12 protein-coding genes and 1 pseudogene are annotated in these 18,464 nt (G+C 29.0%); 10 read left to right on the top strand and 3 right to left on the bottom strand.

The genetic code is table 11. From position 1 onward, the window contains the following. Positions 1–397: 397 nt before the first annotated feature. Together AC2A4K_RS13905 and fabV are read left to right on the top strand one after the other, a co-directional pair. Positions 398–1,888: an amino acid permease gene (locus AC2A4K_RS13905; protein ID WP_322503086.1), complete on the top strand. Its 1,491-nt coding sequence runs from the start codon at positions 398–400 to the stop codon at positions 1,886–1,888. 163 nt (positions 1,889–2,051) lie between these two features. Continuing rightward, a complete protein-coding gene (gene fabV, locus AC2A4K_RS13900) occupies positions 2,052–3,221 on the top strand; it encodes an enoyl-ACP reductase FabV (protein WP_322503085.1) in 1,170 nt (389 codons plus the stop codon). Between the two features lie 136 nt (positions 3,222–3,357). Here fabV and ytaF read toward each other — a convergent pair whose 3' ends face one another. Together ytaF and uvsE are read right to left on the bottom strand one after the other, a co-directional pair. Next, positions 3,358–3,966: a sporulation membrane protein YtaF gene (gene ytaF / locus AC2A4K_RS13895; RefSeq protein ID WP_322503084.1), complete on the bottom strand. Its 609-nt coding sequence runs from the start codon at positions 3,964–3,966 to the stop codon at positions 3,358–3,360. A gap of 83 nt (positions 3,967–4,049) precedes the next feature. After that, positions 4,050–5,288 (bottom strand): UV DNA damage repair endonuclease UvsE, encoded by a 1,239-nt coding sequence (uvsE, locus tag AC2A4K_RS13890; RefSeq protein ID WP_322503083.1) that lies wholly within the window; start codon positions 5,286–5,288, stop codon positions 4,050–4,052. Between the two features lie 268 nt (positions 5,289–5,556). On the opposite strand from uvsE, the pseudogene AC2A4K_RS13885 reads away from it, so the two are divergent. The 8 genes and pseudogenes from AC2A4K_RS13885 to recJ all read left to right on the top strand — a co-directional run bounded on the left by AC2A4K_RS13885 (position 5,557) and on the right by recJ (position 18,077). Beyond that, positions 5,557–6,347, top strand: a pseudogene (locus AC2A4K_RS13885) (ketol-acid reductoisomerase). A 232-nt stretch (positions 6,348–6,579) separates the two neighbouring features. Next, positions 6,580–7,980, top strand: coding sequence for a glycosyltransferase family 2 protein (locus tag AC2A4K_RS13880; RefSeq protein WP_322503082.1), 1,401 nt, complete (start codon positions 6,580–6,582; stop codon positions 7,978–7,980). A 247-nt stretch (positions 7,981–8,227) separates the two neighbouring features. Further along, complete coding sequence (gene mnmH, locus AC2A4K_RS13875; protein ID WP_322503081.1) at positions 8,228–9,298, top strand: tRNA 2-selenouridine(34) synthase MnmH; 1,071 nt, start codon at positions 8,228–8,230, stop codon at positions 9,296–9,298. Further along, the gene (locus tag AC2A4K_RS13870) at positions 9,288–11,234 is read left to right on the top strand and encodes a DNA gyrase/topoisomerase IV subunit B (RefSeq protein ID WP_322503080.1); all 1,947 of its coding nucleotides are present in this window, start codon (positions 9,288–9,290) and stop codon (positions 11,232–11,234) included. Before mnmH ends, AC2A4K_RS13870 begins: the two co-directional genes overlap by 11 nt. A 13-nt stretch (positions 11,235–11,247) precedes the next feature. Next, on the top strand, positions 11,248–14,187 hold the full coding sequence (locus tag AC2A4K_RS13865; protein WP_322503079.1) for a DNA topoisomerase IV subunit A: 2,940 nt from the start codon (positions 11,248–11,250) through the stop codon (positions 14,185–14,187). A gap of 11 nt (positions 14,188–14,198) precedes the next feature. Then, complete coding sequence (locus tag AC2A4K_RS13860; RefSeq protein ID WP_322503078.1) at positions 14,199–14,795, top strand: DJ-1 family glyoxalase III; 597 nt, start codon at positions 14,199–14,201, stop codon at positions 14,793–14,795. 280 nt (positions 14,796–15,075) lie between these two features. Then, positions 15,076–16,287, top strand: a complete 1,212-nt coding sequence (locus AC2A4K_RS13855) for a M16 family metallopeptidase (protein ID WP_322503077.1) — start codon at positions 15,076–15,078, stop codon at positions 16,285–16,287. 11 nt (positions 16,288–16,298) lie between these two features. After that, positions 16,299–18,077 (top strand): single-stranded-DNA-specific exonuclease RecJ, encoded by a 1,779-nt coding sequence (gene recJ / locus AC2A4K_RS13850; RefSeq protein ID WP_322503076.1) that lies wholly within the window; start codon positions 16,299–16,301, stop codon positions 18,075–18,077. Between the two features lie 120 nt (positions 18,078–18,197). Here recJ and AC2A4K_RS13845 read toward each other — a convergent pair whose 3' ends face one another. Next, positions 18,198–18,374, bottom strand: coding sequence for an alpha/beta-type small acid-soluble spore protein (locus AC2A4K_RS13845; protein ID WP_322503075.1), 177 nt, complete (start codon positions 18,372–18,374; stop codon positions 18,198–18,200). Positions 18,375–18,464: the final 90 nt, after the last annotated feature.

Genomic DNA, 18,464 nt, shown 5'->3' with positions numbered 1-18,464 from the left:
ATACTAGGGTAATTTTCGTTATTTAAACTATTTAGTATAAAAAAATTCTTCTTAAGTAGGATTGTTTAGTAGAAAATTTTTGAAAGTTTTTAGAAATATGAATAAATATATTAAAAAACTTTCAAAAAATACATGTGTTTTCAAAAGAAAAACAAGAAAAAAGGAGAATATAAAAGAATTAATAAGGTAATTAATAATAAACTTTATAAATTTAGTTAGATAAAGAATTTTAACGATATTGCGTAAAATTTAATAGAGTGTTAAAATTAAAGGGTAATATTTAACGTTAAAATAATTTGTAAAAGATTTTCTATGAATTGTTTTAAAAATGGACAAGTATTTTTAAGAAGATTTATAGGGGAATTATTGTGAAAGAAACAATGAGGAGGAGAAAAGCATGGGCAACAACAACGATGGAAAGAAGCTTATGTGGTATAACCTTGGTTTAATGGCCTTCGTGTCAGTTTGGGGTTTCGGTAATATCGTAAACAACTTTGCAACTCAAGGATTAACTGTAGTAACTTCATGGATATTAATAATAGCTTTATACTTCGTACCATATGCACTTATGGTTGGAGAATTAGGTTCAACATTCAAAGACAGTAAAGGTGGAGTAAGTTCATGGATAGGTAAAACAATGGGACCTACATTAGCTTACTTAGCAGGATGGACATACTGGGTAGTACATATTCCATACCTAGCACAAAAGCCACAAGGTGTAATAATTTCTTTAGGGTGGGCAATTTTCCAAGATGGAAGTACTATAAATAACATGAATCCGTTAATTATGCAAGGATTATGTTTATTAATATTCTTATTCTTTGTATGGATTTCATCAAGAGGGGTTAATTCTTTAGGTAAGATAGGAACAGTAGCAGGAACAGCAATGTTCGTTATGTCATTACTTTATATATTGCTAGTTTTAACAGCACCAGCTATGAGGGGAACTCATATAGCTACTCCTAATATGACTTCAATTAGTACATATATACCAAAATTTGATTTTACATATTTCACAACAATAGCAATGTTAGTATTTGCAGTTGGTGGAGCAGAAAAAATATCACCATATGTAAATAACATGAAAGATCCTGTAAAGGGATTCCCAAAAGGTATGATAGCATTAGCTGTAATGGTTGCAGTAACTGCGTTACTTGGATCAGTAGCTATGGGTATGATGTTTGATGCGAACAATATTCCAGATGACTTAATGATGAATGGTGCTTATTATGCTTTCAAAGAATTAGGAAATTATTATGGAATAGGTAATACATTCTTAATTTTATATGCATTAGCAAACTTTGCGGCTCAAATATCAGCTTTAGCATTCTCAATAGATGCTCCATTAAAGGTTCTATTATCAGATACTGATGCAAGATATGTACCAAAAGCATTAACTAAGACTAATAAACATGGCGCACCAATAAATGGATACATTATGACTACAATATTAGTTGGTATATTAATAGTAGTTCCAGCTTTAGGAATTGGTGATGTTAACGCATTATTTACTTGGTTATTAAAATTAAATGCTGTTGTAATGCCAATGAGATATTTATGGGTATTCTTAGCTTACATTATGTTAAGAAAAGCTATAAAAGGAAAGTTCAAATCAGATTACAAATTTGTTAAAAATGATAAGTTTGCAATGATAATAGGAGCATGGTGTTTCGTATTTACAGCATTTGCTTGTATATTAGGTATGTTCCCAACAAATGTTCCAGCATTCTCAAAAGACTGGATATTCTTATTAGCAATGAACGTAGGTACACCATTTGTATTAATAGGTTTAGGTTTAATTTTACCTAAGATAGCTAAGAAAACTAATGGTAAAGACTATGATGATGCAGTAAGAGAAGCTGCGGCAACAAAAATGGAAAATAAATAGTTAAAATATAGGCACTCTTTTAGAGTGCCTTTTTTAATTGTATAAAAACCTAATATTTTCAAGTAAGATGGCCTAATAGTAATGACAAAAGCTATTAAATATGTTAATATGTAAAGTACAATATATTTTGATAATCAAACAAAAAGGTTAAGGAGAAATCAGAATGATAGTAGAACCAAAGTTCAGAGGTTTCATATGCACTACCTCTCATCCAACGGGATGTAAAAAGAATGTTGAAAATCAAGTAGAGTATGTAAAAGAAAAAGGTAAGATAAAGGGAGCTAAAAGAGTACTTGTTTTAGGGGCTTCAACTGGATACGGATTAGCAAGTGCTATAGTTGCTTCAGAAGCATGTGATGCTGAGGTTTTAGGCGTCGCATTTGAAAGAGAAGCTTCAGGTAAAAGAACAGCTTCAGCAGGTTGGTATAATATAGAGTCATTAAAAGAATTTGCATCAAATGAAGATAAGAAATTTATATCAGTAAATGGGGATGCTTTTTCTAATGAAGTTAAAAATGAAGTTATAGATTTAATAAAGGAAAATATAGGAAAAATAGATTTGGTTATATATTCATTAGCAGCTCCAAAAAGAAAGGATCCTGTTACAGGGGAAGTTTATAGTTCTTGCTTAAAAACTGTGGGTGAACCTTTTACTAGTAAAACTTTAGATTTCCATACAGGTGAAATCCAAGATGTTACTATCTACCCAGCTACAGAAGAAGAAATAGAGGGAACTAGAAAAGTAATGGGTGGAGAAGACTGGATGCTATGGATTAAAGCTTTAAAAGAAGCTGATGTTTTAGAAGATGGTGTTAAAACTATTGCTTATTCATATATTGGACCAGAGGTTACATATCCAATATATAGAGAAGGTACAATAGGAAGAGCTAAGAATGATTTAGAAAAAACTGCAGGAGAAATAACTGAAGTTTTAAAATCATTAAATGGAGAAGGTTATGTATCTGTGAACAAAGCTTTAGTAACTCAAGCTAGTTCAGCCATTCCAATAGTATCTTTATATATTTCAATACTTTATAAAGTTATGAAGGAAAAAGGAACTCATGAGGGTTGTATTGAGCAAATATATAGAATGTTTGAAGATCTTTATGAAGGAGAACTAAATTTAGATTCAGAAAACAGAATTAGAATAGATGATTTAGAAATGGATGAAGATGTACAAAAAGCTATTGAAGAAATATGGCCACAAATAAACAGTGAAAATATCTATGAATTAAGTGATGCAGAGGACTTTAGAAAAGAATTCTTCAAATTATTTGGATTCGGCTTAGAGGGTGTAGATTACTCACAAGAAGTAGATATAACAAGAGTTTAATAGCTATTAAAAATAGATAATTTAGAATTAGATTAAATTCTAAGAAATTATGAAAAGGCGTTGATTTAAGTAAGTTAATACTGAAGCAACACCTTTTTTGTTATATTAAAATATATTAAGCTGTTTGAAAAACTCTTTAAAAAATAATAAATAGAGCTAATAAGATTATTATTACCCCGGAAATTAGATTACTATTATCAGCTACCTTTTTATTCTTTATTGTTTTAGAGAGGTAGAAGCCAAAGGAAATAAATATTAGGGAAACAAAAAAGGTTGTTATAGTTGTAAATGGAATATTTAGTCCTGAAAGACTAGCACCTATTCCTAAACCGAAATTATTTATTGATAAAGCTATTGCAAGTGCTAGAGATTCTTTAAAATCTATAGTACCAGATTTATCTTTATCAGCTATTTCTGGGTTTTCTAATATAAATATTGGTGAAGGAGTACTGTCACTATTATTTGGCGGTAAAGCTTTTTTCTCTTTAAAATAAGAGTATATAGAATAAAAACCTATTCCTAATAAAACTAATCCACCTATAATATCACCTAACTTTAAAGGTATTGCACCTAAAAATAGTTTTCCTAATATCATGGAAATTAATGTTCCTAGAGCCGAGATAATCGCTATTACAAGGGTACTTGAAAAATTTATTTTTATGTTTTTTAAACCATATGCAAAGGAAACAACAAGTATATCTAAACTTGCAGCAACTACAAAAAGAATTATGCTTAAAAAGCTCATTTTTTTGCCTCCAAAATTTTACTGTTAATCCTAATATATTTTAATTACATATAAAATGTGACAATACTGGAGACAAAAATAGATTAATTTCTAGAAAAATAATAAGATAATTCCATTGGTGGAATTTCTATTTTATTTGTGATTTTTTTTAAGTAAAGCTTAGCTTTTTCTAATTCTTTTCCTTTAATAAGAGCTTTAAAGTGAGAAACTTCTCTTTTGCTCATATAGTTTTTAAGTATATTAAAGGCTAAGTCTAAAGAGTAGTTAAAACCTACATTATCATTGGGTTTTAAAAGAAGATTATCTATATAAATATAAAAATCTATTATGTTATTAGATAGTTTTTCAATGGTATGATGAAAGTTTTTATCATGTTGAAATAGAAGTAGTTTATAGTTTTCTACTTCTTTTATAAAAGCTTCTAAAGGTAGGATATTATTCATTTCCTTTAAAGCGTTAATACATTTAATAGAGGATATATCCTTATCTTTAACTTCTAGCATTATATCTGGATTAAAATTTTTGATATTATTATAATAATTCAAAAATTCATTTATAGAAATTGAAGAGGAGTGAGAGCCTTTCTTTTTAAACATATCTTGTTCACTATAGTGAACTTTTATATTTCCATCTAAATCTTTATTCCAAGTATTTATTACTAAGGAGTAAATTTCTTTTAAGGTGTATGAATTATCTCTGAAGCATATATTATGTAAATTATCAAATATTACAGGAATATTAATTTTATTAGCTATTTCTAATACATCATCAAGAGAAAAACTTTTTTCATCATTTTCAATAACTAAGCGCTTTTGGCAGGAAGACGAGAGCTTATTAAATCCTTGTATAAAATTTTCTTTTGCCAAAGGCTTATCTCCATAAACACCTCCTATATGAAGGATTATTTTATTTTTATAATCTAAGTTTAAGGAATCTAAGAATGCACAATGATATTCAATATCCCTTAAAGATTTTTCTAAAACATCCTTCTTAGGAGAATTTATTACTGTGTATTGCCCAGGATGCATTGAAACGCGTATATTATTTTTTTTTATGAATTTTCCTATAGTGTTTAGTTGGTCTTTAAATTCTTTTTGCCAGTTGAAATTATTTATTTCATGAGAACCTAAAGGAATTATGTCTGAACTTATTCTAAAAAGAAAAATATCGTTTTTAAAATTCCATTCTAATATTTTATATAAATCATTTAAGTTTTTATCTATGACAGAAAATAAACTAGGGTAAGAAAAGTCTTTTAAAAGTATTTTACGATTTATACGAGCATTAGTGGTTAAAGGTGTACAAGCATATCCTATTTTCATTTAATCAATCCTTTACTAAAAATATTAATTATATTTTTTACAATTAAATAAAAAATACAATAGAAAATCTCTATTTAGTTTAAACAGGTTAAGAAAATAAATAAAAACTATTTTATAAAATAACTTATACTGAAAATATTATAATTATTTTAACAAAGGTTTATAGAATCTGTTTAATTTAAGATATAATGTAAAGTCATAAATGATATGTGTAAAGTATTTTTAAATTATAAATTAAGAATTTTGTAATAATTGAGGAGGGTGTTATATGGCAAAATTATATTATGAAAAGAATACAGATTTAGATTTAATAAAGGATAAAAAAGTTGCAATAATTGGTTATGGTAGTCAATGATGTGCATATGATTTAAATCTAAAGGATAGTGGTGTTAATATAACCGTATGGTTATATTAAGAAAGTAAGTCTTTGGAAGAGACTGAAAGAGAAGGGGTAAAAGTTTTAAAGGTTAGTGATTTATTTAAAAATTGCGTTATAGTGATCTTAGTATAAGATGAAAAATAAGCAAAACTTTATAATGAAGAAGTAAAAGAAAACTTATCAAAAGGCAAAGCGTTAGCTTTTGCTCATGGATTTAATACCAATTATGGATAAATTGAAACACCAGAGTAGGTGTTCTAGAAACAACATTCAAAGATGAAACTGAAACTGATCTTTTGGGAAAATAGGTGGTATTATTTAGATGTTTTATGACCTTCAAGTAAGGCAGGATTTGAAGTATGATATGCTCCGAAAAATGCTTATTTTGAATGTTTACACAAAATGAAACTTATAGTAGATTTAATTTGTTAAGATGGATTAATCACCATAAGATATTCAATAAGTAATACTGCAGAATATGGCGATTATATGGTTAGTAAAGCAGAATAACAGACAACACTAAGAAAAAATAAAAATATTCTTAGGACAATTCAAGATGGAACTTTTGCAAAAAACTGGTTGTTAGAAAATTTACAAGGTAAATAAAAATTAAATGCTATCAGAGAAAAGAACATGAAACTGAAAAGGTTGGAAAAGAATTAAGAATAATGATGAGTTGATTATATACAATATTTTAAATTTTGGTGCAATTGATTCATAAAATAAATTGTATTTTATGAATCAATTGCTATGAAGATTTTACAAAGAATATCAACTCTAACTTATTAAGTTTATTCCACTTTAAAGTTTTTTTGATAGTTTATTAAAGAAATAACAAAAAATATATTTTACAAAATGTATAAACAACTGTTATAATGTCAAAGGTTAATTTAATTTATAGGAGTGGAATTTATGGAAAAGTATATATTTTGGGTAACAGCTATTTTTCAAGTAGGCGTATTTGCTCTAATGCTATACTATTTATTCATAGCGCTATTTGGATTTTATAAGAAAAAAGACAAAAAGGTTTTTGAACCTCAAAAGAAATTTGCAATGCTTGTAGCAGCTCATAATGAAGAAGTAGTTATAGAAAATTTAGTTGAGAGTTTAAAACATTTAGATTATCCAAAAGAATTATATGATATATTTGTTATTGCAGATAACTGTACTGATAATACTGCTAAGATTGCTAGAGCAGCAGGAGCAAATGTATTTGAGAGATTTAATAAAGAAAAAAGAGGCAAGGGATTCGCATTAGAATGGATGTTCGATAAAATATTTAAAATGGAAACTCATTACGATGGAATAGCGGTTTTCGATGCAGATAACTTAGTAGATAAAAACTTCTTAAAAGAAATGAATAATAAGATGTGTGAAGGCTTTAAGGTTGTTCAAGGATACATAGATTCTAAAAATCCTCAAGATTCATGGATAACAGAATCTTATGCAATAGCATTCACATCAGCAAACAGAATGCTTCAATTAGCTAAAAGTAATATAGGTTTATCAGCTCAAATAGGTGGAACAGGATTCGTTATAGATACTGCAACTCTTAAGAAGTTAGGATGGGGAGCAACTTGCTTAACAGAAGACTTAGAGTTCAGTTGTAAACTTATATTAAATGGAGAAAAAGTAGGTTGGGCACATGATGCTATAATATATGATGAAAAACCTTTAACTTTAAAAGCTTCATGGAATCAAAGAAAGAGATGGATGCAAGGATTTGCAGATGTAGCTACTAGATATGGAATGAAACTTTTAAAGAAATCTATAAAAGATAGAAGCTTTGTTGCTTTTGACTGTACTTTATACGTAATGCAACCATTTGTTACTTTAGCAATGGGATTAGCTGGATTATTAACATTCATACAAATAAGAGCGGTAGACGGTCTTGGAATATTCGTTGTAAGTTATTTATTTAATGCGACAGCATGGCAGTTATTCTGTGTATTCCAATTCTTATTAACACCATTTGCTTTACTATTTGATAAGAAGATGAGCGGAAAATTATTCGTAGTTTTAGGACTATATGCATGTAACGTATTTATACAACCATACTTAATAACTCAATTAGGTATATTAGATAATGTAATGTTATTAACATTATTCAATGTGGCTTATATAGGAATATTTTTAATAGGAACATTATTATTCCTAGGAAAGAGAAATTTCCAAATATTCTATAGATATTTAATTTATCCATTATATATATTAACTTGGATACCAATAACAATCCAAGGTATAATAGATAAAGATAAAAAAGAATGGTCACACACTAAACACGTTAGACAAATTGGAATATATGAAGTTTAATTATTATAAGACATCCTTTTTCGGATGTCTTATATTTTTGCCATAAAACAATGATTATGACTATAAAAAGTTGACAATATTATTAGAGAGTATTCATTTGGACACAGTATATTTTTGTATTTTAAAATCTTTTGATATAATTAATAATCGTGAAGTACTATGAAGGTTCAATAGATGGGAACAAATGTTTGACAATGTATTTTTAAAGAATTATACTATTTTAGTAAATTGAAAGGATGATATATAAATGTTTGGATTAATAAGTTGCGAGGAGATATATGGACATGAGGACGAGTATATCTTTATAGATGTTAGAAGCCAAAAGGAATCATTTCAAGAGCCTATGGTTGGAGCTATAAATATTCCTGTGCTTTTAGATGAGGAAAGAGATGTAGTCGGAACTTTATATGTTAGAGAAAGTACGGAAGCTGCGAAAGAGCAAGGAGTAGAATTTATCTCTAGAAGATTACCAGAGATATTTAAACAAGTTCAAGAGCTTTATAGAAATAAACATGGTAAGAAACTTGTTCTTTTCTGTGCAAGAGGCGGAATGAGAAGTGGAAGTTTACATTCATTACTAAATAGTTTAGGTATAAATTGTTACAAATTAGAAGGTGGATATAAATCATATAGAAGTTTTATTATTAATAAAATAGGAGAATTCTCAAAGGAAATTGATTTTATAGTGCTATATGGAAACACTGGTGTAGGAAAAACAGAAATGTTATATAAATTAGAAGAAAAAGGCTATGATGTCTTAGACTTAGAAGGATGTGCAAATCATAGAGGATCCATTTTAGGTGGTGTTGGTTTAGGTGATTGTAACACTCAAAAGAGGTTTGATGCATTGGTTTACGATAAACTTAGACACAGAAAATCTAACATTGTATTTATAGAAGGAGAAAGTAAGAGAATAGGAAGAATTTTAATTCCAGATACTTTATTTGAAAAAATGTATGAGGGCTCTAAGTTAAAAATAACTGCAGATCCTGATGTGAGAGCGGAAAGATTAGTTAAAGAATATACTGCATTTGAAAATGTAAATGAACAACTAGATGAAGCCTTAGGTGTTCTTAAAAAGCATATAAGTCCAGAAAGAGTGGAACAATATAAATGCTTGGTAGCTAAGGGAGATTATAAGCAAGTAGCCTTAGAGCTTATGGAAAAATATTATGATCCTAGATACGGAACAAGTGCAAAGAAAAAAGCTTTTAGAAATGAATTAGAGATAAATGATATAGATAATGAATTATTTAAATTAGAGGAAATATACAAAGAGATTTCAGAAGAATTAAGGGAGGATGTATATGAGCAGTAGAAATAACAATTATGATGTTACTTCTTTAACTTCTTTAGAAAAGTTAGAGCCAGTTAGAGTAAGACCAGGAATGTACATAGGTTCTACTGGAAGCAAAGGACTTCATCATTGCATATGGGAGATACTAGATAACTCTATAGATGAAATATCAAATGGATATGGAAATAAAGCTAAAGTTATTTTAAATAAAGATAAAAGTGTAACTGTAATAGATAATGGAAGAGGAATTCCTACAGGAATGCATCCAATAAAGAAAAAGACTGGTGTTGAAATGGTATTTACTGAACTTCATACAGGAGGAAAGTTTAATAACCAAAACTATAAAACATCAGGTGGTCTCCATGGTGTTGGAGCTGCAGTTGTTAATGCTTTATCAAGATGGTTAGAGGTTGAGGTAAAGCAAAACGGTAAGATATATAGAGAAAGATTTGAATATGCCTATGATAAAGAGCTTAAAAAAGATATGCCAGGAACTCCTGTAACTCAATTAGAAGTTGTAGGAAAATCAGATGAAACTGGTACAAAGGTTACTTTCTTACCGGACAGAGAAGTTTTTTCAACATCTGATTTTAAATTTGACATAATAGATGAAAGATTACAAGAACTAGCTTTCCAAAATAAAGGAATAAGATTAGAGCTTATTGATAATAGAAAAGAAGAAAGCGTATGTAAGGAATATTATTCTGAAAGAGGGCTTTTAGATTTTATAGATTATTTAAATGAAAGCAAGACACCTCTTCACCCAGTTCCTGTTTTATTTGAAGGAGAAAGAGAAGTAAACAACATACAAATGTATGGAGAAATATGTCTTCAATTTACTGATTCAACAACAGAAAATATAGTAAGTTATGTAAATAACATACCTACAACAGAGGCTGGTACTCATGAAACTGGTTTTAAAACAGGTATGACTCGTGCTTTCAAAGAATGGGCTAAAAAGCTTAATCTTGTGAAAGAAAAGGATAAGGATTTTGAAGGTGATGACTTAAGAGAAGGTATGACAGCTATTGTTAGAATAAAAATCACAAATCCTGTCTTTGAAGGACAAACAAAGACTAAGCTTGGAAACAATGAAGCTTATACAATGATGAACGATTTAGCTTATACTAAGTTTGGTAACTGGATTGAAGATAATAAAGAAGTTGCAACTATGATTATAAATAATGCTTTAGATGCAGCTGCGAGAAGAGAGAAAATTAAAAAGATTAATGATGCAGAGAGAAAAAAAATAGGAAAAGGAACAGCCCCTTTAGCAGGTAAGGTTGCTGTATGCACATTTAAAAATAAAGAAGTTAATGAGTTTATAGTAGTTGAGGGAGATTCTGCCGGTGGTTCAGCTAAACAGGCTAGAGATAGAAGATTCCAAACAATAATGCCTTCAAAGGGTAAAATAATGAATACAGAAAAGCAGAAGTTAGAAAATGTTATAGCTTCTGAGGAACTTAAAATATTCAATACTGCTATAGGTACAGGAATACTAGATAATTATAATGAAGATGATTTAAAATATGACAAAATAATAATAATGAGTGATGCTGACGTAGATGGATATCATATAAGAACTCTTTGGATGACATACATCTATAGATATATGAGGCCTCTTATAGCTAATGGTCACTTATACTTAGCACAACCACCTCTTTATAAGGTTGCAAAATCAGGAAAAGGTAAGGATAAAATACTTTATGCTTACAGTGATGATGAATTAGAGGCAGTTAAGAAGAAAATTGGAAAGGGAGCAACAATTCAAAGATTTAAGGGACTTGGAGAAATGAACCCAGATCAATTATGGGAAACAACTTTAAATCCAGAAACAAGAACTTTAGTACAAGTTACCATAGAGGATGCTGCTAAGGCAGAAAAAATGGTTTCTTTATTAATGGGTGATGTTGTTCAACCGAGAAAGAACTACATGTACAAATATGCTGAGTTCTAAAGGAGGAGATTAAATGGCTAAGAAAAATATTGAAATACCTAAGGATAATAATATTGTCAGAATGCCTCTTGAAGAGGTTATGCCTGATAACTATTTACCCTACGCAGTAGAAGTAGCTAAGGATAGAGCACTTCCAGATGTAAGGGATGGATTAAAGCCAGTACACAGAAGAATCTTATATGGAGCTTATATGTTAAAGGCTTTTCCAGATAAACCTTATTACAAATCAGCTAGAATAGTTGGAGATATACTAGGTAAATATCACCCTCATGGAGATAGTTCAGTTTATGACGCTATGGTAATTCTAGCTCAAAACTTTAGTACAAGAGCTCCTTTAATTGATGGACATGGAAACTGGGGGTCTATAGATGGAGATGGTGCAGCTGCAATGAGATATACTGAGGCTAGACTTTCAAGTATATCTATGGAGATGCTTAGAGATATAGAAAAAAATGTAGTAGATATGGTTCCTAACTATTCAGATTCAGAAATGGAACCTAAGGTTTTACCAGCTAGATATCCAAATCTTTTAGTAAACGGAACCTTTGGAATAGCTGTTGGACTTTCAACTAATATACCTCCACATAACTTAAGAGAAGTTATAGATGGTACATTAGCTTATATAGATAATAATGAAATAACTACTAAAGAACTAATGAATTATATAAAGGCACCAGATCTTCCAACTGGAGGAGTTTTAATTGGACAAAAAACTCTTTTATCTGCTTATGAAACAGGAGAAGGTAAAGTTACTTTAAGAGCAAAAGCTAATATAGAGAAGTTAGAAAATGGAAGACTAGGAATAGTTATAACAGAGTTCCCTTATAGAAGAAATAAGGCCAGAATACTTCAAACTATCTCAGATATGACTGGTGATAAGAGACATGCAAAAGCTTTAGATGGAATTGCTGATATTAGAGATGAGTCTGATAGAACTGGTATAAGAGCTGTTATAGAATTTAAGAAGGCTATTGATCACGATATGGCTGATAAGATTCTTAAATATCTTTATAAGAAAACAGATCTTCAAGGAAATATAAGCTTTAATATGGTGGCTTTAGCTGATGGAAAACCAGAAACTATGGGATTAAAAACAATAATAACTCACTACGTAAATCATCAAAAAGAAGTTGTTATAAGAAGAACAAAAAGAGAGTTAGAGGTTGCAGAAAAAAGATTCCATATAGTTGAAGGATTTATAAAAGCTATAGGAATAATGGATGAAGTTATAGCTACAATCAGAGCTTCAAAATCAAAGAAAGATGCTCATGAAAACCTAGTTGCTAAGTTTGGATTTACTGATTTACAGGCAGAAGCAATTCTAGAGTTAATGCTTTATAGATTAACTGGTTTAGAAATAAAAGTATTCCAAAAAGAGCATAAGGAATTATCAAAGAAAATAAAAGAACTTAGAAGAATTTTAGAAAATGAATCAGTTCTTTTAGGTGTTATAAAAGATGAGTTGAAAGAAGTGGCAGAAACTTATGGAGATGAGAGAAGAACAGCTTTAGTTGAGGATGAAAGCGAAGCTAAAATAGATTTAGAAGAACTTATAGTAGCTGAAGATGTTATGGTTACTCTATCCAATGAAGGATTCATAAAGAAAATACCACTTAAAACTTATAATCGTTCAAATGTTGATGAAAATGAGATTGAGTACAGAGAGGGAGATTATTTAAGATTCCTTATTAAATCAAATACTAAAGATACTTTAGCTATATTCACTGATAAAGGAACTGTTTATCAAATAAAATGTAACTCTGTAGTAGATAAAAAGTGGAAGGATAAAGGAGAAAGACTAGAAGATTTAATCAGAGGATTAAATTTAGAAGACGAAAAAATTGTTGCAATGGAATCAATTGAAAACTTCCTTCCAAATAAGTGCTTTAAATTTATAACGGCTAATGGATTAATAAAGAAAACAACTTTAGACAAGTTTGTTACAGCCTACTCAAAACTTATGGCTTTAAAACTTAAAAACGATGATTCTTTAGCAAGTGTATCTTTAATAGATTCAGAGGATGAAGAAAGATTTGTTGAGATTGAGACAACTAATGGATTAAACTTCGTTGTTTCAGAGCCAGAATTAGAGTTCACAGATAGAAATATAATGGGAGTTCAATTAGTTCCATTAAAGAGTGATAATCAAATTAAGAGCATAAGGTTTGTAGATAACTATGAATACAAAGAGTTTATTATAGGTATAAAGAAAAAAGGAAGTATAAAGACCTTCAATAATATGAATAGTAGTGCTTATGAAAAGGTCAAAGTTAATTCATTTAGGAATATAATTGCTTTTTCAAATAAAGGAAAAGTGTATAAGTTCCCATCATATCTACTTCAAAATACAGAGGAAAGCAATATTTCAGATTTAGTAGATGGATTTGAAAAAGATGAAAATATAATAAAAGTTGCTTCTATAAATGAGTTTGGAAGAATAGGCGAAGATTTATTTGTTTACTTCTTCTCAAGGGAAGGTTTAGTTAAGAAAACATCTTTAAGAGAATTCTTAGGAGAATTTAGCAATCAAGTTGCATATAAATTTAAGACTTCAAATGATGAATTAGTGAACGTAGATATCAATTTTGAGGATGCCACAATAATATTAGTGACTAAAAATGGTATGGGAATTAAATTCTCAGCTACGTCTATTAATCCAATGGGGAAAGTGGCTTCTGGAGTAACAGGAATAAGCTTAAAAGATGATAACAAAGTTATTTTTGGTAAGGCAATATCTTCAGGTGAAGGTGTTGATAGTGCAACTTTAGAGGCGTATAATGACTATAAAAAAGAATTATCTAATAATTACGAAAAACTTGTTTTAGAGTCTAAGCAAAAAGAAAAAGCTGATGTTAATATTGATGATATTAAACTGCAAAATAGAGCGGGAAGAGGAAGTAGTTTAATGATTGTAGTATTAGAAGACTATATCAAGGATGTAATTATTAAATAGGAGGTATAGTCATGAAAAAAGTATTAGTATTTTTAGCAGAAGGTTTTGAAACTATAGAAGCTTTATCTGTTGTTGATGTTTGTAATAGGGCTAATGTAACTTGTCATGCATGTAGTCTTACAGAAAACAGAGCCGTTAATAGTGCTCATGGAACAATGGTACTTTGTGATAAGTTAATATCAGATACAGATTTAGAAACATATGATGCAATAGTACTTCCAGGTGGTATGCCAGGCTCAAGAAATCTTAGAGATAATGAAAAAGTACAATCATTAATTAAAAAATATAATGAAGAAAATAAAATTGTAGCAGCAATATGTGCAGCACCAATAGCATTAGCTAAGGCTGGAATTATTGAAGGAAAAACAATTACAAGTTATCCTGGATTTAAAGAGGAACTTGGAAATGTTAATTATGTTGAAGATGAGACAGTAGTTGTTGATGGAAACATAATAACAAGTAGAGGGCCTGCAACTGCATTAGTATTTGGATTAGAAATATTAAAGCAATTAGGATATGGAAAAGAAGCAGATGAAATAAGAGAAGGAATGCTTATTAACTTTTTCTTAGAAAAAGAAAAAAATAATATTTTAATAAGATTTATTTAAGTTAAATATTGATTTTTGGCTAGTCCTTCAGACCTAACTTAATTTCACAAAGTATTTATAATTAAGATAATCTTACAGTTCTATCTAAAAATCAGCATTAATTAAAAATAACTTTAAAAAGTGTATTTCTAGTATGTAGAAATACACTTTTTTTATATTCAATAAGGTTTTATAAAAATTAATTATATATGTTAAAATATAATGAGATTTAGAGTGAATGAAAATATTTTTATTATAGATAGTAGAGTTTTTATTTAAAATATTATTTTGGAGTGATGATATGAAGAGGATAACTTTAGATAACGGAGTTAGATTATTATATAAGTTTAAAGACATAGAACATACATCTTTTTGTATAAGTTTAGAAAGTGGAGCTAATTCGGAGAGAAAAGACGAAATTGGTATGGCTCATGCTTTAGAGCACATTTTGTTTAAAGGTACTAAAGAACTTAAAGAAGATGAAATAAATGAAAAGTTAGATGATTTATTTGGCTTCAGTAATGCTATGACTAATTTTCCATATGTCATTTATTATGGTACTACTGCTAAGGAAGATTTTGAAGAAGGATTTTCTTTATATACGGATATAGTGCTACATCCGGCCTTTGAGAAAAGTGGATTTTCAGAAGAGTTAAATGTTATAAAACAAGAAAGTGATGAGTGGAAAGAGGATTTAGAGCAACATGTCGAGGATATTGCTTTAATGAATGGATTATCAGAGGAGAGAATAGGAAATTTAATAATAGGAGAGAAGAAACACATAGAAAAAATAAACTTACAGAAATTAAAAGATTTTTATAATAGAAATTATGTTAGTGAGAATATGGTTGTTTCAGTTGTTACTTCACTGCCTATAGAAAAGGTGAAAGAAATAGTAGAAAAAAACTTTAGTAAGGCTAGAGAGGGAAGAGTTTTTAAAGAACATGTAAAAAGAAATATGGAATGTGAGGTTTTCACTGAAAAAATAGAAGGAAACAGTGGTTCTAAGATATGTTGTTTATTTGATATAGATTCATTAAGTATGGAGGAAGTTACCATGCTTAAAATATTTAATCTTTGGTTTGGTGAAGGAGTTAGTTCTGTATTATATGATGAGATTAGAACTAAAAATGGACTTGCCTATGAAGTCTATAGTGAAGTTAAATATGAAAAAGGAATAAGATTATTTAAAATTTATTTAGGAACTTCAAAGGATAAGGAGGAGCAAGCTTTAGAATTAATTAAAAAGTGTATATCAAAGGCTAAAGATATAGAAAATTACTTGGATAAAGGTAGTTTAAATAAACTAATAAAGAGATTTAAGCTTAAAAATTCATTGGATCTAGAAAAAAGTATAGTTATGGCAAATAGAATGTCTATATATGAAACTATGTTTAATAAGGGAGACTATATTTTTAAAGAGTTAAGCTTAATTGAGAATTTAAATTTAAAAGATATGAAAAATTTAATAGAAAGAGTTTTAAAAAAATCCATTGTGCAAATAATTAATTAAGGGGTGATGGTGTGAGAGAGCAATGGCTACTTAAACAAAGAAATAGAGAAGAAATAGAGAATTTAAAAGAAGAATTAAATATAGATTTATTAACATCTATTCTTTTAGTGAATAGAGATATAAGGGATAAAAAAAATGCAAAAGAATTTTTATTTGGAGAAATAGAGAATTTAAATGATCCATATCTAATGAAAGATATGAAAAAGGGAGTCATGAGAATAAAAGAGGCCATAGAAAACGGAAGCAAAATTACTATATATGGTGATTATGACTGTGATGGTGTATCAAGTACTTCAATATTATATAAGGGATTAAAAAGATGTGGAGCTAATTTTAATTATCATATACCAGATAGAGAAGATGAAGGATATGGTATGAATTCTAATAGAGTTAGAATTTTAAAAGAAGAAGGGACTGAATTGATTGTAACATGCGATAATGGAATCGCTGCCTTTGAAGAAATAGCATTAGCAAATGACTTAGGAATGGATGTTGTCTTAACAGATCACCATGATATTCCTTTAGTTAAAAATGAAGAAGGCGAAGTTAATAAGGAAACTCCTAAAGCTTATGCGGTTATAAATCCTAAGCAAGAGGATTGTAATTATCCATTTGAATCTTTATGTGGAGCAGGGATTGCATTTAAATTAATATGTGCCTTATATAAGGAGCTAGGAATACCACATGAGGAGGCTTTGAAGCTTTTAGAAATTTGCGCTATTGCAACAGTCTGTGATGTAGTTGATCTACTAGGTGAAAATAGAATAATAGTTAAAAAAGGTTTAGAAATGTTAAACAACACATCAAATAAAGGACTAATAGCTTTAAAGAAGTACACAGGGCTTACTGATAAGGAAATCGCACAATATCATTTAGGCTTTGTTATAGGACCTTGTATAAATGCTACAGGAAGACTTGAAACAGCTGATTTATCTGTGGAATTGCTTCTGACAGAAGATGAGGAAAAAGCAGATATGTTAGCTAAAGAACTTTTTGAACTTAATCAAAGAAGACAAGATTTAACTAAAGATAGTGTAGATATGGTTATAAAGCAAATAGAGGATAATAATATGGAAAATGATAAGGTAATTTTAGTTTATAATCCATATATACATGAAAGTATTGCAGGAATAGTTGCTGGAAGAATAAAAGAAAAATACAATGTTCCTACAATAATAATGACTAAAGGAAAAGATATGCCAAAGGGATCTGCAAGATCTATTGAGGAATATAATATATTTGAAGAATTATCTAAGTGCAAAGAGGTCATAAGTAAGTTTGGTGGTCATCCTATGGCTGCAGGATTATCGGTTGAAGAAAAAAATATACCTATATTAAGAAATATGTTATTAGAAAACTGTAATTTAACAGATTATGATATAATACCTAAGGTTAGAATTGATGTAAAATTACCTTTGGAGAATTTAAATTATGGAATAATAGATAATTTAGATAGATTAGAACCTTTTGGAAAAGGAAATTCTAGTCCTTTATTTGGAGAGAAGGACGTTAAGGTAAGCAGAGTATGGATAATGGGAAAGGAACAGAATGTAATTAAATTTAGGTGCAAATTAAGAAATAGCTATAAAACAATAGATGCCATAGCTTTTGGGAACAAGGTTGAGGAATTCAAAGAGGATTTTTCTAATAAGTATGGAAAGGAAGAATTGTTAAGAGTATTAGATGGTGGAAGCTGTAATTTTAGTGTTGATTTAATTTATTATCCCAATATAAATGAGTTTAATGGGAATAAAACTATTCAAGCTAATGTAAAATATTTTAGATTATAAAATTAAAGGAGCAATATAAAAAATATTGCTCCAGTGTTTTGTATATAATTAGGCATAAATTAATTATATACAGTATCAATATTAAGTTTTATTTATTTAGTTGTAGAATTTAATTGTTAATTAAATTCCTCTTTCGTATTGTTCTACCATTCTTTTAACCATTTCTCCACCAACGCTTCCGCATTGTTTTGAGCTAAGGTCACCATTGTAATCTGAGAATGGTACTCCCATTTCATTTGCTACCTCATTTTTGAATTTTGCTAATCCGTTTTTTGCTTCTGGAACTAATTGTGCCATTTTGAATTCCTCCTTAGTTATTAATTGAGTTTGCATTTATATATTGTGCAGAATAGAGTAAAATATGAGAGGGAATTAAAGGAGTTATTA

Source organism: Clostridium sp. LIBA-8841 (assembly GCF_057782475.1).
The sequence above is the reverse complement of the archived record's forward strand: the minus strand, read 5'-3'. Positions and strand labels throughout refer to the sequence as shown.